Source organism: Pseudomonas sp. SWRI81 (assembly GCF_014268545.1).
GTDB classification, from domain to species: Bacteria; Pseudomonadota; Gammaproteobacteria; order Pseudomonadales; family Pseudomonadaceae; genus Aquipseudomonas; species Aquipseudomonas hamedanensis.
Window position 1 is genome coordinate 1 of sequence record NZ_JABWQS010000013.1, and the last position, 26174, is coordinate 26174.

Annotated in this window: 10 protein-coding genes and 2 pseudogenes; 5 read left to right on the forward strand and 7 right to left on the reverse strand. The window is 58.8% G+C overall.

Going from position 1 to position 26174, the window contains the following annotated elements; genetic code table 11:
• Window positions 1–1554 (forward strand): annotated as a pseudogene (locus HU765_RS10875) (hypothetical protein); the annotation flags it as partial.
• A 214-nt stretch (window positions 1555–1768) separates the two neighbouring features.
• Here the strand turns inward: HU765_RS10875 and HU765_RS26785 are convergent.
• Window positions 1769–1921: pseudogene (locus HU765_RS26785) on the reverse strand (RES family NAD+ phosphorylase); the annotation flags it as partial.
• A gap of 549 nt (window positions 1922–2470) precedes the next feature.
• Here HU765_RS26785 and HU765_RS10880 point away from each other — a divergent pair.
• A complete protein-coding gene (locus HU765_RS10880; RefSeq protein ID WP_186620359.1) occupies window positions 2471–2830 on the forward strand; it encodes a hypothetical protein in 360 nt (119 codons plus the stop codon).
• Window positions 2831–3670: 840 nt separating this feature from the next.
• Here the strand turns inward: HU765_RS10880 and HU765_RS10885 are convergent.
• From HU765_RS10885 to HU765_RS10900, 4 genes are all read right to left on the reverse strand, one after another.
• Window positions 3671–5791 carry an autotransporter outer membrane beta-barrel domain-containing protein gene (locus HU765_RS10885; protein ID WP_346727528.1) on the reverse strand — a complete coding sequence of 707 codons (2121 nt, stop codon included), beginning with the start codon at window positions 5789–5791 and terminating at the stop codon, window positions 3671–3673.
• A gap of 347 nt (window positions 5792–6138) precedes the next feature.
• Entirely contained in the window at window positions 6139–8076 is a 1938-nt protein-coding gene (locus HU765_RS10890) for a hypothetical protein (protein WP_238344687.1), read from the reverse strand.
• 147 nt (window positions 8077–8223) lie between these two features.
• Complete coding sequence (locus HU765_RS10895) at window positions 8224–10143, reverse strand: hypothetical protein (protein WP_186620361.1); 1920 nt, start codon at window positions 10141–10143, stop codon at window positions 8224–8226.
• A gap of 399 nt (window positions 10144–10542) precedes the next feature.
• Window positions 10543–18405, reverse strand: a complete 7863-nt coding sequence (locus HU765_RS10900; RefSeq protein WP_186620371.1) for a retention module-containing protein — start codon at window positions 18403–18405, stop codon at window positions 10543–10545.
• Window positions 18406–18937: 532 nt separating this feature from the next.
• On the opposite strand from HU765_RS10900, the gene HU765_RS10905 reads away from it, so the two are divergent.
• The 3 genes from HU765_RS10905 (at window position 18938) to HU765_RS10915 (ending at window position 24280) form a co-directional block, all read left to right on the forward strand.
• Window positions 18938–20296 (forward strand): TolC family outer membrane protein, encoded by a 1359-nt coding sequence (locus HU765_RS10905; protein ID WP_186620373.1) that lies wholly within the window; start codon window positions 18938–18940, stop codon window positions 20294–20296.
• 218 nt (window positions 20297–20514) lie between these two features.
• Complete coding sequence (locus HU765_RS10910) at window positions 20515–22674, forward strand: type I secretion system permease/ATPase (protein ID WP_186620375.1); 2160 nt, start codon at window positions 20515–20517, stop codon at window positions 22672–22674.
• Window positions 22675–22918: 244 nt separating this feature from the next.
• The gene (locus tag HU765_RS10915) at window positions 22919–24280 is read left to right on the forward strand and encodes an HlyD family type I secretion periplasmic adaptor subunit (RefSeq protein WP_186548727.1); all 1362 of its coding nucleotides are present in this window, start codon (window positions 22919–22921) and stop codon (window positions 24278–24280) included.
• A 139-nt stretch (window positions 24281–24419) separates the two neighbouring features.
• Here HU765_RS10915 and HU765_RS10920 read toward each other — a convergent pair whose 3' ends face one another.
• Window positions 24420–25016 (reverse strand): DTW domain-containing protein, encoded by a 597-nt coding sequence (locus HU765_RS10920; protein ID WP_186620377.1) that lies wholly within the window; start codon window positions 25014–25016, stop codon window positions 24420–24422.
• Window positions 25017–25021: 5 nt separating this feature from the next.
• Window positions 25022–25915, reverse strand: coding sequence for a LysR family transcriptional regulator (locus HU765_RS10925; protein WP_007956593.1), 894 nt, complete (start codon window positions 25913–25915; stop codon window positions 25022–25024).
• Window positions 25916–26174: the final 259 nt, after the last annotated feature.

A 26174-nucleotide genomic window follows, 5' to 3' on the forward strand; every position in this document is an offset into this window, starting at 1 on the left:
GAAGTCCCGTTCAACATCGAAGCCAAGTTGATCAAGGACAATGAAGGCGGAACGGTGATCGCCCGGTACGAAATCAAACGCGCGGCGGGCGGGACGAGTTATGCCGAGCCGCTGGAGTTCCGTGTTGGGGTGGCGATGGACCTGACCGCCCCGCGCATCAAGGAAGCGCCGAACGACACCAGCCTGAATCCCGTGGACGCCCAGACCGGCCTCACGGCCTTGGTGGACTATGTGGGGATGCTGGCCGGAGACAAGATCACCGTGACCTGGACCGGCGCCCCCGGCACGCCTGCCGGCGGCTCGCACACCGCCGCGCCGTGGCCGGTGACGACGGTCGGGGTGCAGGAGATCGCGCTAGTGAACTCGGTCATTGCCTTCAACCTCGGCAAACCGGTGACGGTGAGCTACACCGTGACCCGTGGCAGCAGTGAACCGGTACCATCGCAACTTCGTACCCTGGCGGTTGGGCGGCTGCCCGACAGCGCGTTGCGTGCACCCACCATCCTCCAAGCCGCCAACAATGGCGAAGGTCCGGAATTCGACGTGACCAGTCTTACCCAAAATGCCGTCATCCGGATCCTCAACTGGCCGCTGATTGCGCTGGGTCAGTATGTGTGGCTGCGCCTGCAGGGCACGAAGGCGGACAATACTGCCTGGAGCAAAACAGTGTTTCAGCCGCCGAGCGGGCAGACCAACCCTACCTGGATCGCCGCTGGCCGCTATGAGCACGCAACCGACAAGGCCGAGCTGCAAGAGTTGAAGGACGGTTCAAGCCTGACCCTGGAGTTCAAGGCCGCGCTGGGAGGCAGTCAGGTGGAAGCCGAAGCGGTGACCTTACCGGTGAGAACCTATATCGTGGCGCTCAAGCCTGTAATCACCTCAGTGAAGGACTCCAAAGACGTCGAGATTCCCAACGCAGGTTCCACCACCTACTACAGCGTGACACTGACCGGTACAGCGGAAAAAGGCCAGAGGGTGCAAGTGTTGGATGGTGACACGCCGAAAGGCGAGCCGACTGTAGACACGGCGACAGGGATCTGGGTATTGCCGGTATACGCCCTCAGTCCTGGACATCACAGTTTTACCGCCAAGGCGCTGTATGGCGGGGGGCACACCTCTCAACCACCTCGGACCATTACGGTCGTTGACTACACCTCTTTTGATGGTGGGGATTGGAATGAGTGGCGGCCGGTTAGAACTCAGCTAGTAAATGAAGGGGGTAACTATTTTGTTCGCCTGATTCCGGACAAGAACTCATGGTTTGACGGGATAATTAAAGATTACAGCTACTTAGTAAACGGAAGTAGATACAAAATCAGTTTCAAATTCCGATCAAGCCACGCGGGACACAATATCCTTATATATGCTGGGTATAAATTTGAGCCTATAGGAATAAGCCAGCCGACAATCGGATGGGAAAGTCACTCTGTGTCGATTACCTACGGTTTCGATGCATCTAATCCACAGTATTACTTTAGATTTGCCTTTACTCCCGGTGTTGTGGACGGCGCCTCATATGATTTAGATGATATAAGAATAGAACGCTTGGGATAGTATATAAATATTTATTATTGCTTGATTCTGTTGACTTTAAAAAACTGCATCTATTTTTAATGCTTTTATACAAAGCTGTTAGGCCTGAGCGGAAACCAGGGACAGGAAAACCAGGGACAGACCAATCGTGGTCTGTCGTTTCATGCCCCGGAAGGCGCACCAGGGTCTTATCGTTAAAACCAAGAAAAAGGGACACCCGTAGCCGGTCACGTCGTCAAGCAACGCTGACTTTATTCACGCTGGTGATTGATCCGTTCCAGATCATCTCGTAGTGGGCTGTTTGAATGACCGATAAGATGGGTCTGGGGGGCATCAGCGCCCAGCAGTAGTTGCCCTGCAGACGCACGGAGTTGTACCGAAGGCCAGGCAGAAACAGAAGGCAGAAAAAGTAAGCAGAACGCCAGGCCAGTAGCGACAAAGGGCGCGACAAAGGGGACGCATTTATTTATCGCGGCAGGGCTGGCCCCTTCGCGAGCAGGCTCGCTCCCACAGGAATCTTCAGTGGCATGAGGTTTTGCCTACAACAAGGATCAACTGCGTGCGAGCTTGCTCGCGAAGGGGCCATCAAGTCCGACGCAACTCTTCGTTTAAACGAAGCTGTTTAAAAGACACCTGCAGACACGGTCTCAAGGCTACAAATCCTTGCGCCATTGCCTACAGCCGAGCCAGAATCCGCCGGCTTGTGCGCCTTGGGGGCGGGTTCTATTGTGGGTCGTCGCTGACACATCAGCGATCGGGTCTCGCAGCCCGTCGATCTCTGGACGCACAACATCCGCCTTCCTTATGGCGGCTGTACGTGGGAGACCTTCGGGTCTGCCGGTTCTAGAGTCCCGGTCTGCGACCCGCGTATAGCTGCCACCTTACTTTTCGTATCGCAGCGAAATGTGGCGGCTCCATCGACTCTAGGAGCTTCACCATGATTAAACCAACACCCAACCCACCCGAATCCGACCCCACCTCCCCCTACGAATCCCTCGATTCAAAAAAACTCCACGGAGCCGCCGACCGCGCCCTCGATCACTACCTCTGCCCGCCCGGCGCCACACCGCCGCCCCGCAGTTCCCGCGCAATGTACGCTGTAACCGCCGACTTCAAAAACGAAGACCTGCTGGCCAACGCCTGCGAAACGCTCGCTTCGGCGAAAAACATTGCCAACGACTTCGCCAGCCTCATGCCAACGTCGCAGCGCCGAACGCTGCTGGGCATTGCGCAACTGATTATGCTGGGGGAACTGGCGGTGAACCGGGTGCTGGATAACCTGGAGTTACCAGGGTGATGCCGGCTGGCTGAGTTGTTCGGCGATCATGCCGGCCTCTTCGCGAGCAGGCTCGCTCCCACATTTGATCCTTGTCCGGCACAAAACTGAAGAACCCTGTGGGAGCGAGCCTGCTCGCGAAGGTTGACTCTCAGCCAACACATGGCTTCAGGCAGAAAAAACCCGCCGCCCAATCAACCGGGCCGGCGGGGTCAGGCCGTTTCCGTCCCACTGTGTCCACCTTCACTGGGTGCCCCGACAGCATAACCGTTGGTCGCAAAGGGGCATTCCCCTGTCAGATCTGACAGGTGCGCAAATCAAACAACACGCGTTCAATCATTCCATCCACGGATGCGAGTGTCAGTCCCATGAAGAGGGAACAAGCTCGAAATCTATTGCAACGGCGCGAAGGTCCTTGAGCGGTTTGTCGCGGCCGACGAAGTCAATGATCGGGCGTTCTTTTACTTGCCGGCGCCTGAGCAATCTGGATGATTGAAGATTGCCATTATGTGCTGACACGTGCAGGTGAGACCGTATCCGATCCACCTTCGGCGTCCCTGCGCTTACTGGTCAAGCTTTACAAGCCCGGGAACTTTGACAGAACGCCGCATTTACCCGGCATTCAGAGTTGCACATCGTCCAATTGCCTGCGGAACTGGTCGAACAGGGTGTCATCGGTGCGAAGTGGGCGAAAAAAGGCAGTCGATACAAATTTTCAATCAGGATCCATTTAACTGGCGCAACATCGGCAATTCTGCAGTATGAAAAATGCGCAAAAGCCGCTGACTTCTTACGAAGCCAGCGGCTATCTGATGAACAGCTCAGGTTTCAGTCAAGCAATAGTCCTGACGAGCACAACTACTACCAGCTGTACTTTATCCCCACATTCACCCCATAAGGCTGCTCAATATGCTCCCCTCTGGAGTAATCAAAATCAGCACGCACCTGCCATTTCTCCGACATGGCCACTGCCAGCCCTGCGCCGAACTCGGCCCGCGAACCTGACAAATCATTGTTGAACACGTTGTCGTTGACCTTCACCTCGTTGTTCGTAGCGAACTCATGGGCAATGGCGGCACGTACATATGGCCGGACAACGGTGCCGTTGCCGACGGCGAAGTTACGCCCGAATGTGGCACCGGCCTTGCCGAGCAATGAGCGCGTGCGATCACCATCGGCGCGCATGTCGTTATCGAGTGTGTAGCGCTTGTCCTGAATCTGCACCGCCGACCACTGAGTGAAGGGCTGGACAAAATACCCATCGGCCAATGTGAATTGACGACCGAACTCCACCGAGCCACCCACGCCCCAGTTGTCGTAATCGCCCTTGGCGCGACTGCCATCGCTCAGGCCGACTTTGGACTCGTTGCGATAGCGGTTGAACTTGAGCACGCCGTCCAGGTAGTAACCTTTGGCGCTGTCAAACCAGGTAACGTAAGGGCCGAAGTAGTAGCTTTTCACTGTGCCCGAGGTGCCGTTTTTCAGGTCCAGATCCGACTCGCTCGTACCCGCCAGAACCCCCACCAGCACATCGCTTTCACCCAGCCGCGCATCGGCGCCAAGGGACAGGCCCTGCTGCGTCTGTTGATAGCCCGCGCCGGAGCCATCAGCCACGTTGTATTTATTGCCATAGGTGCGGATCCAGCCACCGGAGCGGTCGCCGTTGAAATGCAACTCATCCAGACGGTTGCGTAACGGCCCCATGTCGCCGTACCACACGGTAAGCGCGGTGTTGAACAGCGCCAGTACCGAACGCGCACCGGGGCTGATCACCTCGGTGGTCGGGTCGAGAAACCACTCCTTCGCCCCCCCCTCGATTTCCCGACTGGCCAAACCGTAGGACCAGGTGCCGACATCCACCCTCTGCTCACCCGCCAGGGCAAAATTGGCACTGTCAGTGGTGGCGGTACGCACCAGCGTCAAGGCCTGTGGCGACGCGGCATCCAGGCCAGAGGCCGCAACTGCCAACGCGAAGTTCCCCGCCGAAGCGCCGGTCACGTTGAGAAAGTCATGCTCACCACTGGCGAAATTGCCCTTCATCAAAAACGTACCTGTACCCGCGAGCGCGCCGACGTTCAACTGGTAATAGGTATCGGGAGCATCCGCCGCGCCGAATGTCACACGCCCGCCGTCCATGCTCAGCGCGCCGATCGAGTCGTTGCCGGTCAGGGTCCAGTTCGAATTGCTGTTGATACTGACGCTGTCGACGTTGTCGAGGCGTCCCGTCAATTGCGAGTTGTTTTCCAGCGTGACGCTGGCAGTAGAGCTGCCGTCAACCAGCACATTGCCTGTTATTTCCCCTCGGTCGAAAAGAAGATTGGCCGTACTGTTATCCGCCACATTGACGTTTCCATTCAACGTGCTGTTGGCCACGGTCAGGCTCGCGATCGATGAGCCTTGAACATCCAATAATCTGCCGTTGCCAGCAACAAGGCTGGAACCGTCGAGAACGTTTATCGTGGCCTCAGTACCACGATCCACCAGAATCGCAGAACCACCAATACCTTGCACCGTGGAATTATCCAGCGAAAGGGTACGGCTTCCCACATTGAGGGCGTCATTGACCATCCGCACCCCTGTCGCCTGGCCGGTGATGGTCGTACGCGCGGAAGCACTCACCTCTCCACCAAGGATATTCACACCAATGCCATCGCTGGCCGCGCCCATGACTTGCGTATTGGTCAATGACAGGGAGCTCAGGCCCGTAACCTGCGAACCAATCAGTTGTCCACTGATCTGGCTGTCGGACACGGTCACGGTGGCTCCGCCCGCGGCGACACTGGAGCGATTGACCGCCAGCCCGATTTCATCACTGGTCACCGTCGTTCGATCGATGCTTGCCCGACTGCTGGTCACGGTTACGCCATCACCACCGTCGTTACCAACGATGGTGCTGCCGTTGATGCTTAGCGACGAACCGGATTGCGCCGTGATCGATCGGGTATTGGCATCGGAGGCATTCAGTACGCCTTTGTTGCGCACCAGGTAGTCGGTAGGCGCGGTAGACGAATCGATATTCAGCGTGGTGTTATCAACGATAGTGGCCGAATGGGCAAAGTTTGCGAAAAAAAAAACGGCTGGCAGGCAAAGCAATACTCCAGACCGTGCTGAAAAAGCGCGAACGTGTGATACATCCAACATTTTCATGATTGATTCACCTAGAAATTATTACGGGCCCGAGCAACTCAATAGCATTGACGGAAGCGAACGATAACCTGACCTCTCCACAACAAAATGTAGGAATAGTCTTCGATGCGCTCGGAAACTTCCTACCACTTGGTAATCCTTCAAAAAAAAGGGAGGCACAAATGCCTCCCTAACATCAACGATCAGATATCACAGACTGCCCCGTCGCCTTTCTTCATGTGTACCCTGACCAAGTGTCTCTGAGCTGATACCGGGCGCCCGTCAATCATTGCCGAATAAGTGATATCGCCCCAAGCGCTCTCCGTAGCCAATATTTTCTGATAGGGAATTTTTACGATAAACCCGTCATTCGCTTCCTGTGGTGTCGGCGCGTAAGAGACTTTTTGATCAGTGTTGGGTTTTACTACCGTACCGGCCGAATCGGTATAACCCTGATATGTAAATTCCAGAGTTTGACCGGCCAATTGCGGCTCGCCACCGGAAACCAGCACTTCTGCACATAGGGTCAGAACCGGGTCCGGGCGCAGTGAACCACAGTTAAACCATTCAATGAAGTCCGGATCAAGATGCTGAAACTTGACTTCGGGAATCACACCCTGCCGAATGAGCACGTCGACGTCCTGAGGCAATGAGTGCACTTCGTTTTGATTGATGTCAGGGTTGGTAATCTTGTAGGTGACCGGCAGCGGATTACCATTGCCACCCGCGTCTGCGACCTCCCAAAGTAAACTGAAAACCAAGTTCCCGGTTTCCGTCCCGTCCAACTCTTTTACACCACCTTGCGCGTCCGTAACGTCAACGCCTTTCCATATCAGTGTCATAACATCGTTGGCTTTGATACCGCCGAAAACCGGAACAGTTACAGTTACCTCCTGGTCTTTGTCCTCTTCCCGCAGAGTATTCGGAGTAGTCGTAACCGCACCTTGCACAATCGCAAGCGCCAGAGTTGGATCCGGATTCTCGCCGCCGTCGCCGTCTCCGGGCCGGCGCAGGTCAACGTCCACGTCTTTTGAAGGTGGCGTTGCGCCAAGTGGATAGCGCAGGTTATGGCGTTTGATCCGATAACTTACGGGTACCTTTTTTTCATCGAGGTTGCCGTTGAATACATCCCGATAAGGAATGTTCACGTAGAACGGAAACGTATTGATCTTCTGCGCCGGTTGCACGACCCCGTCGAAAGTCACTTCCAACTCGTCGACATCCGTCATATAGTTTGTATATTCAGCCAGAATACCGACCCCCAGAGGGGCCTGGGCATCAGCCAGATCTATCAGCTTGGGGGCGGCATCGTCATCAAACAAAGGGATACTGGGTGCTATAAGCCCTTCAGGCGGATCGGTCAGCGAGACATTGAGTTCCGTGTAGTACACTGGCGTGTTTCGGTTACCTTTACGGTCGCTGAGGTAATAAAAAATGGATCTCAGACCTTCCTCGGTTCCGACCAGTGCAGGGGTCAATTGAAATGTTATCGGAGCTGCCGGATCAGTTATGGTCACTGTTCCGATTAGCGTCGGAGTTGGCAAACTCGATCCAAAGAAACACTCAACGAGGTCACCAAGCTTTTTGCTTCCATAATTTGGAACGGTTACCAATACGAACCCGTGATCGTCGAGGTATTTTTTTGTAATGCCGTCTCTCTCCACCTCAGGAGGAACAGTTGCTTTGCCGAAAGCTACTGGGGGCGTTGTATCAATGTTGATTGGGAGTGGTGTTACATCCGATGGATTACCGCCAAAATTCAATACATAACTCAACTCATGAGGTCCTGAGGATGATGTGTAGCCCTCAGGCAAAACCAGATCAAACACCGTCGTAGCCGGATCAACCGGAGTTGTAAAATTGAACCGGATACCCCGGCTGGTGCCATCCCACAAAAGTTGAAGAAATCCTTGAACACCGTTTGGATCATCCGCTTCGGCAAATCGCGGGATCTGCACTTTCAGCGGAAATCCTTGAAAGCTTGAGTGCAGTTGGTTGGGAGCATCATCCGTTTCATCAGCCAGCAGCGGATTATCCGGATGAAGTTTCGGGGGCAATGCCGCCGCTTTCGGCCTGCGAAAACGAACATTAGAGAAACGTTCGCGGTTCTGCGCCGGTGTCAACGAGTGAAAACTTGTCATTTTTTATCATCCTCTGAGCAACTTTTTGATTGGCACAGGGCGAACAGCTTCCTGGCCAGAGCTTTGTACACAACGACTGCATGGGTGAAAAAAATTGAATAAAGCCTTGAATCAACTTCGACCGAACATCGTCAACCCGCCTGTAAGTTAAACTTCACACAGGTCATTGTCCGGGCTGCAAACGGCGCCACTCGGCCACGTTCGATTGATAAGGACAAACTCAGGCATTGAATTACCTATGCCACCATTAGCTTTTTTCAGGTGATAACTGCACAACGCCGAGCCATCGTTTACCATGGGCGCAATCAAACGCTCGTAGTCACTGACATGCACATCAAAACCTTCGCGAGCCTGCTCGGCGGTCAGCGTTGTTTTGAATGTTTCGTCCGTTCCGTCAATCGGATCGGTTCCATTCAGACCGGAACACCCCTGCCAAGACAACTCCACGATATCGTCTTCATCGAAGGCTGCATTACCGCTGATATGTACGAACACGCCTTCCCATAATCTGGGTTTGCTGCAGCAATGAAGTTGGCCATGCATGTTGGCATGAGGAAATGTCGGCTCTGGCAAGTTCTCGATAACAATGATCGCAATGTCAACGGTCGTTGCATCCGCCTGCTGCAGGTTCACGCCATTACTGGTGGTATACCAGGTCGGCAGCGACGGATTCACTTTGTCCTGCTCGATCGCCTCCCAGGGAACGATGAAGATGAGCAGCTTGCCGGCGACATCACCGGCTTGAACTTCATACTCTGCGATGGGCGTACTGATTGCGCCCCAGTAGAGGAACAGCTTTTCACCGAGTAACGGTGCGTCATACAGCCTTAGATGTGCCTCGGCTGGCTCCCCGAAATCGATGGTGAGTAGTTTGTTCAATTGCCTGGATCGGGCACCGTAAACTTCAACCTTGGCCAACGTGGTATTCAATAGTGCCGGGGCGTTGGCATGATCCTGCCCAGCGATCGTCAGATTCACCATCACCCGCGTATCGGCTGATGGCAAAGTCGGCGTACCGCCGCGCTGTATGCGGTAGCTCACGCGAACGTTCAGTGGCCCTAGTCCGTCTGCTGTCAGGGTCATCCAGGGCACAATAGCCACTTGCGGGAACTTGCCGGGATCGACGTCGAGCGGGGTGAGTGCGTGACCGTTCCAGTCAATCAACACCTTGTCGGAAGGATCCGGGTTTTCATACTCATCGATTTCGACGGTGACAGCCCGTTGGTTTACGGCGCCTTCACGGGCATGTTCACGGTCAATGAAGCCACGCACTGACAATGGCACCTTAGGCGGTTTGAGTTTGCCCGGGGCCGGATTCAGATTGACGAAAGCCGGCAGCAAAGTTGAGCGCGGCCCGCGATTTCCAGACCAGTCGCGGAGCCGGTAGTAAATGAAGCGCTGCCCGGGACCGCTATCACGAATATCTGCCTCAGTCATGGTGATGATCAAACGTTTCTGGTCGATGTCCTCCTGGCTGAACTCCTGCTCAGCTATTTCGATTTCCGAATCCGGGGGATCCGGGTCTTCCGTCCAGTAATAGATCGCACGATCCTTCCCCCTGGCGTCGACGTAGAACGGTACCTGAAACCGTACTTCGCCATGCTGGGAGAGGTAGTCGTCAGTGATGTCGCCAGCCACATCCAGCAAAATCAGAGGATCGGGTTCCTGATTATCGTTCGGCGGCGATCTGTCGACTGTGACTCGCTTTATCTCTGAGTCCAGCGGGTTGCCGCCATAGCTGACTCTGTACGACAGGGAATAAGTGCCGTGATCGAAGTTCAACTTGTCCCGGGGGACAACCAGCGTCTTCTCTCCGGGATCGTCGAAAGGTTCACGGTAGACTTCCGTGAACGGTCCGCCCTGTGCTACCCAGCTAATGATAACGATGAAGGGAATGGGATCTTCGAAGGGAGCGCTCCAATCCGGGATGACGACCGTCAGGTCTTCGGCCAACACGGAACGCGGCAACAGCCCATCGGGGCTTTCCTTGCCTTCTTCATCTTTGAGAATGGCAGGGACTTGAGGCACCTCAAGCAGGTCATCATCCGTGTATTCAGAGCGTTGCATTGAACGACCTCCCTCGCCTCATCCCGAGCAGAACATGCACGAATCACCAGGGGTGATGGGTTGCTGCTGGAATTGATTTAACGACGTTGAAGACGTCCTGCCTACTGTCAGAAATTACAGGTATTGCTACCGTTTGTCGGAAGGCGATTTGCAGGGGAAGGGTATTGGGCGGTGGATCGGGCGTCAGATAATCTGGAGTTGAGGCAGGCCGGCGCAATTATGCGCTGTTCACACGGGCCTCTTCGCGAGCAGGCTCGCTCCCACCGTTTGACCGCGTTCCAATGTGGGAGCGAGTCTGCTCGCGAAGTCTGATTCACAGGCAAGACACCTCTGCGCACAGACAAAACCCGCCGTCCCGAATCAACCGGGGCGGCGGGTTTTGTGTTTTCAGACCTCAGATCAAACGGTATCCACCTTCAGCGAATGGTCATTGAGCATCCCGCTGATGATCGTCGCCGTGTCGTGCCCGCTAGCGACCATCCCGCCGGCGCCCGGCGTGACACCATAGTGGCTGGCAAGGTTGACGCCGGCCAGGTCAATGGTCTGGTTCGGCGTGGCGCCGGCCATGGCGCTGACGTCGATGCTGGTGAGTACCGAAGCGCCGCTGCCAGTGACGGTGAAATGCAGGTAATCATCCAGCGACTCCGTGCTGCCGTTTTCACCTTGCAGCAGTTGCGACAGGTCGAGCTTGTCGGTGCCGGGAGTGAAGTCGGTGATCAGGTCATGGCCGCTATTGCCTTTGAGCCACTGGAACGTATCGGCCCCTGCCCCGCCGGTCAGGGTGTTGTTGCCCAGGCTACCGATCAGCAGGTCGTCACCGCCGCCGCCATTGAGCACGTCGTTACCCAAGCCGCCGTTGATCACGTTGCTATTGCCGTCGCCGCTGAGGCTGTCATTGAAGTTCGAGCCGAGCAGGTTTTCGATGCCGGTCAGGGTGTCCGTCCCGGCACCGAGGGTGTTTTGCGCACCGAGCAGGCCGAGGTTGACCGTGACCGCCGCCGTGGCGTGGGCATAGCTGGCGGTGTCGCTGCCCGTGCCGCCGTCGAGCAGGTCATTGCCGGCGCCGCTGTAGAGCAGATCGTTGCCGGCACCGCCGTGCATTTCGTTGTTGCCGGAACCTGCGGTGAGTACGTCGTTGCCGTCGCCAGCGTTGATCACGTTGTTGCCAGCGCCCGCCATCAAAATATCGTCGCCGGCAGTCCCGGTGAGGGTGTGGCCGTCCTGATAGCTGATGCCGACGTTGGCGGTGTCGCTGCCGCCGTGGTTGTCGCTGGCGGTGTAGCTGCCGTTGAAATCCGGGGCGACGTCGTGGGCTCCGGTGTAGTTGAGGGTCATGGTCAACTGATAGTTTTCCGCCGCATTGGCGTTGCCGCCACCGCCGTTGCTGATGTTGGTGATGTGGATCTGGTAGATGCCATCGGCTGAGGCGGTTAGGGTTTGCCCATCCGTCAATGGCAGGTAGGCGCCGCCGTTGAGCGAATACTCCAGGCTGATCTGACCGGCGCCCAGGTTGTGATCCAGGTTGAGGGTTTCACCCTGGCGCAGGTGGACGGTGATGCGGTCTTCATCGTTGGCGTTGCTGTTGCTCACCATGCCGAGGTAGCCGCTGACCACCAGCACCGCGGTCATGGTCGCGGCATTGGCACTGAAGGCGTTGCGCACGTTGGCCAGGGTCTGATTGGCGCTGTTATTGGCATTGGTGCCGGTGAAGTTGATCGTGCCAGTGCCGGTGAAATCCGCCGCTTTCGAGACCCAGCCGGTGTTGAAGCTGGTCGGCGTGGCGTTGAGGGGATCGCCGTTGGGGTCGGTGTCGTTGGCCAGCAACAGCTCGCCCGGCACCACGATATTGCCCGAGAGCACGTTGGTGATGACGTGGTCATCCATCGCCACGGGCGGCGCGTTCGGGATCACTTTCACGGTCAGCGTCGAACTGGCCAGGTCGCCGTCGTTATCGCTGACGGTGAAGCCGATGTTTTCGGTGATGACCACGGCGGTGGTTTTCTGCGAGATGTAGCTGTATTCGCCGGTGTCGAGGTTGATCACCAGAGTGCCGCTGTTGTTGGTGGCGATGCTCACGGTGTTATTCGCGGTGTTGAAGGTGCCGTGGTTGGCGCCGCCGCTGGCGGTCAACGAACCCTGACCGCTGAGGGATTTCGGATCGTAGGTGTAAGTGGTGCCGTCGACCACGATGGATTTGATGAAACCGCCATCGGCGCCAAACGAACCGCCCTCGCCCAGCAACGAACCGGTGACCGGTGCGCCCTGCACAGTGCCGGACAGCACCGAATTGAGTTGGTTGAGGTCGGTGACCACCACCGCGTTGGTGTTGGTGTGGCTGATACCGTCGTAGGCCAGCGGATCGAGGTAGGCGTTGCTCACACCACTGCCCAGGCCGATCGCGTAGTTCTTGATGTTGTTGGCATCGAGGAAATTTTTCAGCGCAGCTTCTTCGGCGGCGTTGATCTCGCCTTCATTGGGTTTGCCGTCAGAGAAGAAGTAGCCGACGTTCTGCGCCCCGGTGAGTTTGCCCGAGGTGTTGAATGCGCTCTGCATCACCGCCACAGCGGCGTCGTAGTTGGTGCCGCCGCCGGCATTGAGGCCGGCAAGAATTGTTTTTGCCGTCGCCACATCCACCCACACCGCCGTGCGGTCCGTGGCATCGCTGCTGAAGGTGACAAGCTGCACTTTCACATCGCCCAGATCGTCGTACTTGTCGAGCAAGGCGCTGATCGCCTGCTTGGCCAGCGCCAGTCGCGACAGGCCCGGCACGCCGGAGGGGTCGGCCATGCTGCCGGAGATGTCGAGGACGATCAGCAGGTTGGAATCGATCTCCACCGCCGCCACCGAACGGTCCGACGCCACCGCTTTGGGCACGTCATCGACAATGTTGACGACGAGGGTGCTGGTGGTGCTGTTGCCCAGCGAATCGGTGGCTTTATAGGTGAAGCTTTCACTCAGGGTGTTCGGCCCGTCGTTGGCGTTCGGCGCGGTTTTCGGTGCCGAGGTCAGCGTGTAGGTATAGGTGCCGTCAGCATTGAGCAGCAGTTGCCCATAACTGCCGGTGGCGCTGCCAACCAAGGTGTAAGTGATCGCGCCGCTGCCGCCGCTGACCGAACCGACCAGCGTGCCGCTCGCGGTTTCGCCGCTGTTGCCCGGTTCGCTGCCGGTGACCGTACCGGGGGCGAGATCCTGGCCGTCCTGGGTCAGGTCGAGGGCTTTTTCGTAGACGGTGACATCAGTATCGCTGATTGCTATCAAGCAGCTGTCATGCACGTCGATGATGAGGGTGGTGGTGCTTTCGTCCCCGTCGGAATCGCGCACGGTGTAAGTGAACACATCGACCGCGCCCGGACCGTTCACCGCGTCGGGATTGCTGTGGTAGACGGCGTTGCCGTTCGCGTCGAGAGTCAGGTAGCCGTAGGTGCCGTTGATCTGCGAATTCAAACCACCGATGGCGGAAGTGGATGTATCGGCGCCGGCACGCACGCCGATCACTGCGCCCGTGACGGCCGGCCCGTCAGCGCCGCCGATGTCATTGTTCAGCACGTTGCCGCTGACCGTGCCGCCCTCCGCCACCGATGCGGCATCCGGGTGTGCGGTGGGCAAGTCGTCGACGATGTTGACGTTGATCTGGCCGCTGGCAGTGCTGCCATCAGTGTCGGTCGCGACCACCTCGAAGTTTTCGCTGAGGCTGTTGGCGCCATTGGCGGTCGAATGACTTTCGTTATCCATCAAGGTGTAGCTGTAGCTGACCACACCGGTCGCCGGGTCGTAACCGGTAATCGTCAACGTGCTGCCCAGCGGAGTGATGGCCGATTGCGGGAAGCCTGCCGCGACGCCGTTGGTGACCACGGCAATGCCACCCACCGTGAGGGTTTGCAGGCCATCGAGGGCGGTGACGGTGAAGCTGCCGCTCTGGGTCAGCGCCGGAGTATCGGGGCTGCTGCCGTCGCTGAGATTTTTCTCGTAAACGGTGAGTTCGCCGCCCTTCACATTGAGGCCGTCGAGGCACACCGGGTCATCGTTGTTATGGACGTTCAGCACCAGGTTGGCAGTGCTGGTGTCGCCATCGGCATCGGTCAATGTGTAGGTGAACGTTTCGCTGCCGTTGCCGCCGCCGTGCAGATTCTTGAAGTCGACGTCATTGGTATTGAGCGTGTAGGTGTAAGTGCCGTCGGCGTTGAGCACCATCGTGCCGTAGGTGCCGGTGAAGGTACCGGGGGTGATCGGCCCGCTCGCAACGATGTCGGCGCCTTGTACGTCGTTGTCGAGCACGTTGCCGATCAGGGTCAACAGGGTCTCTGTTGCGCTGTCGGCATTGCTGTCGTTCAGCGCTTTCGGCACGTCATCGACGATGCTCACAACGATGCTGCTGGTGACAACGTTGCCCAGCGAGTCGGTGGCCTGATAGGTGAAGGTTTCGCTCAGGCTGTTGGCGCCATCGTCAGCGTGCGGTGTGGTGCTGGCCGGTGACGTCAGCGTGTAGGTGTAAGTGCCGTTGGGGTTGAGGACGATTTGTCCATAGTTGCCGGTAGCACTGCCGACCAGCGCATAACTGATTGCACCGACCGCGCCGGTGACCGAACCGACCAGCGTGCCGGACGCGGTTTCGCCCGTGCTGTTCGGATCGCTGCCAACCACGCTGCCCGCCGCCAGATCCTGGCCGTCCTTGATCAGGTCGAGGGATTTTTCATAGACGGTGGCATCGGTGTCGCTGACGGCTTTCAGGCAGCTGTTGTAGACGTCGATGGTAATGGTGGTAGTGCTTTCGTCACCGTCTGCATCGCGCACGGTGTAGGTGAACACATCCACCGCGCCCGGGCCGTTCACCACGTTGGGATTGCTGTGATAAACCGCGTTGCCGTTGGCGTCCAGGGTCAGGTAGCCGTAGGTGCCGTTGATTTGCGAATTGAGGCCGCCGATGGCGGAGGTCGAGGTATCGGCACCGGCGCGCACGCCGACCACTGCGCCCGTGACGGCCGGGCCGTCGGCGCCGCCGATGTCATTGTTCAGCACGTTGCCGCTGACGGTGCCGCCCTCCACGACCGAAGCCGCATCCGGATTAGCGGTCGGCAGGTCGTCGACGATGTTGACGTTGATCTGCCCTGCCGCCGTGCTGCCATCAGTGTCGGTCGCGACCACCTCGAAATTTTCGCTGAGGCTGTTGGCGCCATTGGCGGTGGGATGGTTTTCGTTGTCGGCCAGGGTGTAGCTGTAGCTGACCACGCCGGTCACCGGGTCGTAACCGGTGATGGTCAACGTGCTGCCCAGCGGAGTGATGGCCGATTGCGGGAAGCCTGCCGCGACGCCGTTGGTGACCACGGCAATGCCACCCACCGTGAGGGTTTGCAGGCCATCAAGCGCGCTAACGGTGAAGGTGCCGCTCTGGGTCAGCGCGGGTGTGTTGGGGCTGGTGCCATCGCTGAGGTTCTTTTCGTAAACGGTGAGTTCGCCGCCATTTACATCGAGGCCGTCGATGACAACTGGATCGTCGTTGTTGTGAATCTGCAAAACGAGGTTAGCGGTGCTGGTGTCGCCATCGGCATCAGTAATCACATAGGCGAAAGTTTCCGTGCCGTTGCCACCACCGGTCAGCGCTTTGAAATCGGCGTCGCTGGTGTTGAGGGTGTAGGTGTAAGTGCCGTCAGCGTTCAGCACCAGCGTGCCGTAAGTGCCGGTGAAGGTGCCGGGTGTAACCGGGCCGGTCGGTACGCGGTCGGCGCCTTGTACGTCGTTGGTGAGGACGTTGCCGGTCAGGGTCAGTTGAGATTCCGAGGCCGTTCCGTTGCTGTCATCGTTGGCCTTCGGCAAGTCATCAACGATGTTCACATCCAGCGTGCCGTTGGCGGTGGTGCCGTTGTCGTCCACCACCGTGACAGCAAATTGCTCCGGCAGGTTGTTTGCGCCGTCGGCATTCGGATGCGCTTCGTTGTCGGCCAGGGTGTAGCTGTAACTGACCACGCCAGTTGCAGCGTTGAAGCCGGTGATGGTCAGCGTGTTGCCCTGTGGCGTGGTGATCGATTGCGGGAAGCCTGCGGCTACACCGCCAGTGACCACGGCGATACCGCCAACGGTCAGCGTCGTTACGCCGTCCAAAGCAGTGATGGTGAACGTGCCGTTTTGCGTCAGCGCGCCGGCATCCGGGGCGCTGCCATCGCTGAGGTTTTTTTCGTAAACGGTGAGTTCGCCGCCATTTACATCGAGGCCGTCGATGATCACCGGATCATCGTTGTTGTGAATCTGCAGCACGAGGTTGGCGGTGCTGGTGTCGCCGTCGGCATCGGTAATCACATAGGCGAACGTTTCCGTGCCGTTGCCGCCACCGGTCAGCGCTTTGAAATCGGCGTCGCTGGTGTTCAGGGTGTAGGTGTAAGTGCCGTCAGCGTTCAGCACCAAGGTGCCGTAAGTGCCGGTGAAGGTGCCGGCGGTGACAGGACCAGTCGGGACACGGTCGGCGCCTTGTACGTCGTTGGTGAGGACGTTGCCGGTCAGGGTCAGTTGGGTTTCCGAGGCGGTGCCGTTGCTGTCATCGATAGCTTTGGGCAGGTCATCAACGATGTTCACATCCAGCGTGCCGTTGGCGGTGGTGCCGTTGTCGTCGACCACCGTGACAGCAAATTGCTCAGGCAGGTTGTTTGCGCCGTCGGCATTCGGATGCGCTTCGTTGTCGGCCAGGGTGTAGCTGTAGCTGACCACGCCGGTTGCAGCGTTAAAACCGGTGATGGTCAACGTGTTGCCCTGTGGCGTGGTGATCGATTGCGGGAAGCCTGCGGCCACGCCGCTAGTGACCACGGCGATACCGCCAACGGTCAGCGTCGTTACGCCGTCCAAAGCAGTGATGGTGAACGTGCCGTTTTGCGTCAGCGCGCCGGCATCCGGGGCGCTGCCATCGCTGAGGTTTTTTTCGTAAACGGTGAGTTCGCCGCCATTTACATCGAGGCCGTCGATGATCACCGGATCATCGTTGTTGTGAATCTGCAGCACGAGGTTGGCGGTGCTGGTGTCGCCGTCGGCATCGGTAATCACATAGGCGAACGTTTCCGTGCCATTGCCACCACCGGTCAGCGCTTTGAAATCGGCGTCGCTGGTGTTGAGGGTGTAGGTGTAAGTGCCGTCAGCGTTGAGCACCAAGGTGCCGTAAGTGCCGGTGAAAGTTCCGGGGGTTACGGGGCCGGTGGGTACGCGGTCGGCGCCTTGTACGTCGTTGGTCAGCACGTTGCCGGTCAGGGTCAGCAAGGTTTCCGAGGCTGTGCCGTTAGCGTCGTCAACAGCTTTGGGCACGTCATCGGTGATGTTCACGTCCAGCGTGCCGCTCGCCGTGTCGCCATTGCTGTCGACGGCAATCACCGTGAATTGTTCGCTGAGACTGTTGGCGCCGTCGCCCGCGGCGTGGGTTTCGTTGCCATTGAGCGTGTAGCTGTAGGTGACCGTGCCGGTTGCCGGGTTGTAGCCGGTGATGGTCAGGGTGTTGCCCAGTTGCGTGGTGATCGACTGCGGGAAACCCAGCGCCACGCCAGCGTTGATCAGGTTGATGCCGCCGATGCTCAGGCTGGTCAAACCGTCCGGTGCGGAGACGGTGAAGCTGCCGCTCTGGGTCAGCGCGCCTGGATTGGCCGCCGTGCCGTCAGGCAGATTGGCTTCATTGAGGTTCAGTTCGCCGCCAGACGTGTCGAGACCGTTGAGCGTGACCGGATTGTTCACCGGTGGCGGAGGCACCACGATCGGCGCGGGAGTGTCGTCGCCGTCATCGATCACCGCTTCGCGGCGTTCTTCAGGGAATTCGGGAATGCCGTTGAAACCGGCGGTTGGGAAACCGATCACCGGATCGACCCGTCCGCCCACTTCGGTCAGCAGGACAAAACTGTGCCCGCCGCCCGCATCGCCCGGTGTGGCGCTGGGGGCATTGGGACCGGCCGCAGTGGCTTCGGCGGTCTGGCTCGGGTCTTCACCGGCGGCGATGGCTTTCTGGATCTGCTCGACATCGGTCAGCTGCGCCTGGCTCGGAGTCTGCGCTTCGTCCACTTTCACGGCGACAGCCTGGTCGGCCAGCAACTGCCCGGTCATTGTGATGCTGCTGCCACGCCCGAGGGTCAATTCCTGGCCGTTTTGCAGTTTCACCGCCACCGCGCCTTCCGCGCCGGTGATCAGTTGATCGCCGGCGTTCAAGCGATCGCCTTCGATCAAGAGAATTTTCTCGCCGTTGGCCTTCTGGGCAAATACCTGACCAATGACTTTAGTGACCGTACCGATGAGCGTTGCCATGTGAAATCCTCCGCTGCCGACCACCGTCGGCACAGGTTCGCGAAGCAGCCCATGGCTCAATCGGGTTGCCGGGAGTGACGCTCGCACCCTCGACAGTTCGTTTCGCAGGTAGCGTTTGCAGGGAATCGCTCGTGCATCAAGCACTTGCGAGTCCCGGTCAAAACAGCCATTCCACTAACGCTACGTAACGGTGGTGAACCACCCGAGTGACAAAAATCTGTCGCTCCTCAACCGTTACGCGTCCCTCCCCTTCAGCAGTACTTCGCCGTGTCTCGCAAAGTGAATGGAACTTTCCTCAAGCCTTTTCGAGCTCCCTAAAGCGCATAAAACAAAGGCTTTCACGCTGAACAATGTGCTGCTTTTTACAAAGCGCATAAGTTTTTTTTGGCATAAGCCATATGAAAATTTTTTCTTAGCTACGCTTCAAGATGTTCTTAGCTCTGTTGTTACAAGAGTGAAACGCTTACACCCTTTAAATTCGTCAAATATTTGGCGACGGTAACACACCATCAGGACTCAGGGAGATGCACCCATGCGCGTTCTAACCCCCCTCTGCAGCGCGGTTTTGCTGGCCATGGCTTGCACATCCCAAGCCCAGGCCATGAACCTCACCGAGGCGATCCAAAGCACCATCGCCACTCACCCGGAACTGGCTTCGCGCGTGGACGCACGCCTGTCGGCTGACGAACAGGTCAAGGTCGCCAAGGGCGGGTTCTACCCGTCGGTCGATTTGAACGCCGCTTATGGTCGAGGCTACAGCGACAACACCAACACCCGGGCCTTTGGTAATCACAACACCGAGATCCTCAACTACACCCAGTCGGAGCTGCGTTTGCGGCAAATGTTGTTCGACGGTTTCAACACCGCCAACGAGGTCGAGCGCACCAAGGGCGTGTCCAACTCGCGCGCCTACTACGCGCAAGGCACCGCGCAGGATCTGGCCTTGCGCACCATCGAGGTCTACCTCGAAGTGCTCAAGCGTCGTGAGCTGGTGACTTTGGCCAAGAACAACCTGCAGGCGCACTTGCGGGTCAACGATCAGATCGGCCTGCGCACCGAACGCGGTATCGGCAGCAACGCTGACTCCGATCAATCGGTCGCTCGCAAGGCGCTGGCGCAAAACAACCTCGACACCGCCGAAGTCGATCTGGCCGACGCCGAATCGAACTTCTACAGCGTGGTCGGACGCATGCCCGATGAGCTGGAAACACCGGCCTCGACCCGCGGCGAATTGCCTGCCGAGTTGCGTGAAGCGCAGCAGAGCATGGTAGACAACAACCCATACCTGAAATCGGCTCAGGCCGACGTGCAGTCCGCCGAGAGCCAGTACGAAGTGGCCAAGTCGCCGTTCTATCCACGCTTCGACGCCGAAGCCGCGGTGGGCGCGAACAACAACGTGCAGGGCGACGAAGGCCACGACAACGAATGGCGCGTGGGCGTGGTGATGAACTACAACCTGTTCCGCGGTGGCAGCGACAAGGCGCGTCTGGCCGCCAACGCACACGATATCAACCAGGCGATGGACATCCGCAACAACGCCCTGCGTCAGCTCAACGAGAACATTCGTCTGGCCTGGAACGCCATGGAAAACGCGAAGAAGCAGACGCCGACTGCCCGCGAATACGCCGAAACCAGCAAACGCGTGCGCGCGGCGTATCAGGACCAGTTCGGCCTCGGCCAACGCACCCTGCTCGACCTGCTCGACAGCGAAAACGAGCTGTACAACGCCAACCGCCGCTACACCGAAATTCGCTACACCGAGGAGTATTCAATGTACCGCGTGCTGGCGAACATGGGCCAGTTGCTGAGCAAACAACGCGTGGTGCTGCCGGCTGATGCGATTGCCACGACCGAAGTGAAAAACCAGGCACGCCTGCCCGAACTGAAGTGACTCATTGTGGCGAGGGAGCTTGCTCCCGCTGGGATGCGCAGCAGCCCCAACGTGTTCCTGATCTTTGATCGTTCCCATGCTCTGCGTGGGAATGCCTCTAGGGACGCTCCGCGTCCAGTGACGCGGAGCGTCACGGGCTGCATTCCCACGCGGAGCGTGGGAACGATCCGACAAGAGCCGTGTTCATCTCGCATCGCCGTTCAACAGAGGCAGTCAATATGACCAGCATGGAACCCGGCGCCCCCGGGGTCGATCCGCGCGCAAGCTTCGATGATCCGTTACTCGACGGTCTGTTGATCCTCTGCAAACTGCATGGCGCGACGGTCAGTCGTGCCAGCCTGAGCGCCGGCCTGCCCCTGCACAACCAACGCCTGAGCCTCGATCTGCTGCCCCGTGCCGCCGCCCGGGCCGGGTTACAGGCACGCATTCTGCGCCGCGATCTGAAAGACATCTCACCGCTCAATCTGCCGATTTTGCTGCTGCTCAACGACGGTCGCACCGCCGTGCTGCGGCGTTTTGCCGATGACGGCAAAGCCCTCTTGCTGCCCAGTGAAGCCGATGGCGGCGAGCAATGGGTCAGCCGCGAAGAACTCAGCGAACACTACAGCGGCCAAGCCTTGTTCGCCCGACCGCGCCACGAACTCGAAGACCTGCGTGCGCCTTTGGTGCCCCGAGTCAACGCCTGGTTTCGCGATACCCTGAAGCTGTCGAAATGGCTGTACAGCGATGCGATTCTCGCCAGTTTCCTGATCAACCTGCTGGGCCTGATGGTGCCGTTGTTTGTCATGCAGACTTACGACCGCGTGGTGCCGAATCAGGCAACATCGACGCTGTGGGTGCTGTCGATCGGGCTGCTGATCGGCACCGGTTTCGAACTGGTGTTGCGCGTGGTGCGGGCGCACTTGCTCGATACCGCCGGCAAGAAAACCGACGTGATTCTCTCGGCGACGTTGTTCGAGCGCATCACCGGCATGTCGATGAAGGCGCGGCCGGCGACCATCGGCGGATTTGCCCAGAGCATTCATGACTTCCAGGGCCTGCGCGAGTTCCTCACGGCAGTCACGCTGACCAGCCTGATCGATTTGCCCTTCGTGGTGTTGATGCTGGTAGTGATCGGCCTGCTCGGCGGCTGGCTGGTGGTGATTCCGCTGTTGGCCTTTCCGATTACGATCTGCTTCGCACTGGCGATTCAGGCCCGCCTGCGCGACACCGTGCAGAAAAGCCTGAGCCTGGGCGCCGAACGGCAGGCGGTGCTGATCGAAACCCTCGGCGGCCTGGAAACCCTCAAGGCGTGCAGCGCCGAAAGCGAACGCCAGCACCGCTGGGAAAGCACTCACGGCGCCCTCACCCGCCTCGACAGCCATGCCCGCAATCTGGCGGCGCTGGCGACCAACGGCACGCTGTTCATCCAACAATTTTCCGGGATGGCGACGATTGTCGCCGGGGTCTACAGCATCATCGCCGGCAACCTCAGCGTCGGTGCGCTGGTCGCCACGTACATGCTCGGCAGCCGTGTGCTTGCGCCGCTGGGCCAGATCGCCGGGCTGATCACCCGCTATCAGCAAGCGCAACTGACCATGAAAAGCACCGACGCGCTGATGGCCCTGCCGCAGGAGCGCGACGGCAAGCAACGGCCGCTGGAACGCACGCAATTGCAAGGCGCACTGGACGTCAGCGGCGTGACCTTTCACTACAACGGCCAGAATGCACCGGCCCTGAGCAACGTCACCTTCAGCCTCAAACCCGGCGAGCGGGTCGGTATCATCGGGCGCAGCGGTTCCGGCAAAAGCACGCTGGCGCGATTGCTCATGGGCTTTTATGAACCCGAAGAAGGCCAGTTGCTGCTCGACGGTCTCGATCTGCGCCAACTGGATGTCGCTGACCTGCGCCAGCAGATCGGTTACGTCGCCCACGACTTGCCATTGCTGGCCGGTAGCCTGCGCGACAACCTGACCCTTGGCGCGCGCTACATCAGCGATGCACGGATGCTCGAAGTCGCCGAACTGACCGGCGTGACCGAACTGGCGCGCCAGCATCCGCAGGGGTTCGACCGGCCGGTGGGCGAACGCGGCCAACTGCTGTCCGGCGGCCAGCGCCAGGCCGTGCTGCTGGCGCGCTCGCTGTTGCTCGATCCGCCAATCATGCTGCTCGACGAACCGACCAGCGCCATGGACAACAGCAGCGAAGACCTGCTGCGCCAAAAGCTGCACACCTGGGTACAAGGCAAAACCCTGCTGCTGGTCACCCACCGTACCTCGATGCTGAGTCTGGTTGACCGGCTGCTGGTGCTGGACAACGGCCGGGTGGTCGCCGACGGGCCGAAAGATGCGGTCATCGATGCACTGCGCAAGGGCCGGGTCGGCTCGGCGGCGGTGTGAATGCGCATAGATTATTTACGGCATGCACAAAACCTGTGGCGAGGGGATTTATCCCCGATTGGGTGCGCAGCGCCTATGAAATTTTGGGGCTGCTGCGCAACCCATCGGGGATAAATCCCCTCGCCACAGGGAGGCTGTCTGGCCACTGGGTGGCTATCTGGATGCAGGGAAGTGCTCTGGACAAGATAGCTTGGGCTCCGATTTGCCATCCTGTTGATGTTTCTTAATTGAGGGGTATCGCCCCATGTCGGCTTCATCTGATAGCAAGTCACGCGGCTACTTCGACAGCTTCGGCAAAAGCGCCGAAGCCGAGTTCATGCCGGAAACCGCTGGCGCGGCGTTGCAGGACTCGCCGCGCAAATCACGCATCACCGTGTGGCTGGCGGCGGCGCTGCTGATCGCTGCGCTGGTCTGGGCCAAATTCGCCGTGCTCGAAGAAGTGACCATGGGCGAAGGCAAGGCGATTCCGTCGAGCAAGGTGCAGGTGATCCAGAACCTTGAGGGCGGCATCGTCACCGAGCTTTTCGTTCGCGAAGGGCAAATGGTCAACAAGGGCGACACCCTGCTGCGTCTGGATGACACGCGTTTCCGTTCGAACAAGGGCGAGAGCGAGGCTGATCGCTATGCGCTGACGGCGCAGGTCGAGCGGCTTTCGGCAGAGGCCGAAGGCCGGCCTTTCAAGCTCTCCGCTGAAGTGATCGCCAAGGCGCCGCAAGTCGCCGAAGACGAGCGCTCGTTGTACGAACAACGCCAACGCCGCTTGGCCAGCGAACAGCGCACCCTCAGCGAACAACTGCGGCAAAAGACTCAGGAACTCGCCGAGTTTCGCTCCAAGCAAGGCCAGTTCAGTTCCAGCCTGGCGCTGCTGCAGCAAGAGATGAACATGTCTGAACCGCTGGTGAAAACCGGCGCCGTGTCACCGGTGGAAATCCTCCGCCTGAGGCGCAGCGCTGTGGAAATTCGCGGTTCGCTGAACGCGACGACCCTGGCAATTCCCCGCGCCGAATCGGCCATCGCCGAGATCCGCAGCAAGATCGACGAATCGGAACAAACCTTCCGCTCCGAGGCTGCCAAGGAGCTGAATGAGAAACGCACCGACCTGTCAAAAATCACCGCATCGAGCATCGCCATCGACGACCGCGTCAGCCGCACGACGGTGACGTCGCCGGTGCGCGGAGTGATCAAGCAAATGAAGGTCAACACCATCGGCGGCGTGGTTCAGCCGGGCAGCGACATGGTTGAAATCGTGCCGCTGGAAGACAACCTGCTGATCGAAGCCAAGGTGCGCCCGCAAGACGTCGCGTTCCTGCATCCAGGCCAGAAAGCCATGGTCAAGTTCAGTGCCTACGACTACACGATTTATGGCGGGCTGAGCGCCAGACTCGAGCTGATCGGCGCCGATACGATTACCGACGACAAGGGCAACAGCTTTTATTTGATCCAGGTGCGCACCGATAAGAATCACTTGGGTGGCGACGTGAAACCGCTGCTGATCATTCCGGGGATGGTGGCGACGGTGGACATTATTACCGGGGAAAAAAGCGTCCTGGATTATCTGCTCAAACCGGTGCTGAAAGCGCGGACCGAGGCGATGCGTGAACGCTGAAGATTATCCGGAACTTGTGGTGATTGATCTGACGCCTTCGCGAGCAAGCCCGCTCCCACAGTTGATCGCATTCCATCTGGAAGAACCCGATCGAATGTGGGAGCGGGCTTGCTCGCGAAGAGGCCAGCCCAGACGACGACTATCTGCCGCCATGATTACGCTGAAAAGTCTCCGCCCCCATCGCCGCAATCTGCCCTTCGATCAACGCTTCAAACGGCTTGAGCAACGCCTCGAATGACGTCGGCGCCTCCAGCGTCTGCAACGCCTGCACAATGGCTTCGACCGTCGACAACGCCCCCGGCCCCGGTGCCTTGCGCAGGCGATAACGCGACACGCCACCTTCAGCCAGCGTCACCCGTGGCAACGCCGCCAGCAGCGGATTGAGGTGCAGCAGCTTGCGTGCCTTGCGCCAAGTGCCGTCGGGCACCACCAGCAACAGCGGTTCATCGCTTGGGGCGTAAGTCTGGAGCGGCTGCGCATCGTCAGCCGGAAACAGCAGCCGCGCCTGATAACCCGGACGGTTCAGCAGTGTCGGCAGATCCTCGAACACCTCACCGACGATCAGCTCGGCGTTAGTCAGCCCCAGCGCTGCCAGGCGCGCGGTATTCAACGCATGATTGACCTCGCTCGGATGTTGCAGCAGCAACACCCGGGTGCGGCTGTCGAGGCGTGGGATCAACTTGCACAGGCAATGAGTTTGAGGGCGCAGGCAGCGCGGGCATTGGGGTCTGGACATAAAGGTTAGGCCTGGTTGAGCTGAGCTTTGAGCAAATCGCGGAAGGTCTGGATCAGCGGCTCGCGACTGCGGCCGCGGCGCATGATCATCGAAAACGGCGCCTGATAACCGAACGTCGCCGGCAGCAAAACGCGCAAGTCGCCCTTGTCTGCCCAGGCCTGCGCGTAGTGCTCCGGCAAGTAGCCGATGTACGCGCCGGAGAGCACCAGAATCAGTTGCGCTTCCATACTTTCCACAGTCGCGGCGCTGTGTTTGAAGCCGTGACGGGCCAGCTCCGCCTGACTCCAGTAACCGCGCCCGACCATGCGTTGCTGGGTGATGACCTGTTCGGGGATTCGCCGTTCGTTGAACAGCGGGTGGCGACTGCTGCAATACAGCCAGTGCTGTTCGCGGTACAGCGGCATGTACACCAGACCGCTCATGCGCGTGGAGAACGCACCGATGGCGAGGTCGAGGCGGTTGTCTTGCACGCCCAGTTGCAGTTCGTACGGGCTCATCACCGACAAATGCAAATGCACCGCCGGGTGTTCCTGGCTGTAGGCGCCGATGGCTTCGGCAAATGGCAAGGCCTTGTCGCTGACGGTGGAGTCAATCACCCCCAGGTTAAGCGTGCCGCGCAGTTCGCCCTTGAGCGCGGCGGCGTATTGCTCGAAACCCTCAAGCTCAGCGAGCAGGCGCAGGGTTTCCTGATGGAACAGCTCGCCCTTGCTGGTCAGGCTGAACCCGCCGCGCCCGCGATGGCACAACACCAGGCCAAGCGCGGCTTCCAGCTGGCTCATGTAGGTGCTGATTGCCGAAGTCGACAGGTTGAGTTCCTGCTGCGCATTGGCAAAACCCTGATGCCGCACGACGCTGACGAAGATGCGCAGGAGTTTCAGGTCAGGTAAAGCGTTGGCCATGAGGGGCTCCGGTTGCAAGCATACGCACGGTGCTTGTGTTGAAACACAACCCTTGTGGGAGCGGGCTTGCTCGCGAAAGCGGTGTGTCAGGCAACATTGATTTCGACTGACAAGACGCCTTCGCGAGCAAGCCCGCTCCCACATGGGTTGCGGTGTTCAGCCAAAAATGACAGGCCTCAGCGATTCTGTGCATGGAAGAAGTCTATATCGAGCCTCAGCATTAGTTTAGAAAAATCTGAACTAAGTTTTTGCCCACAGC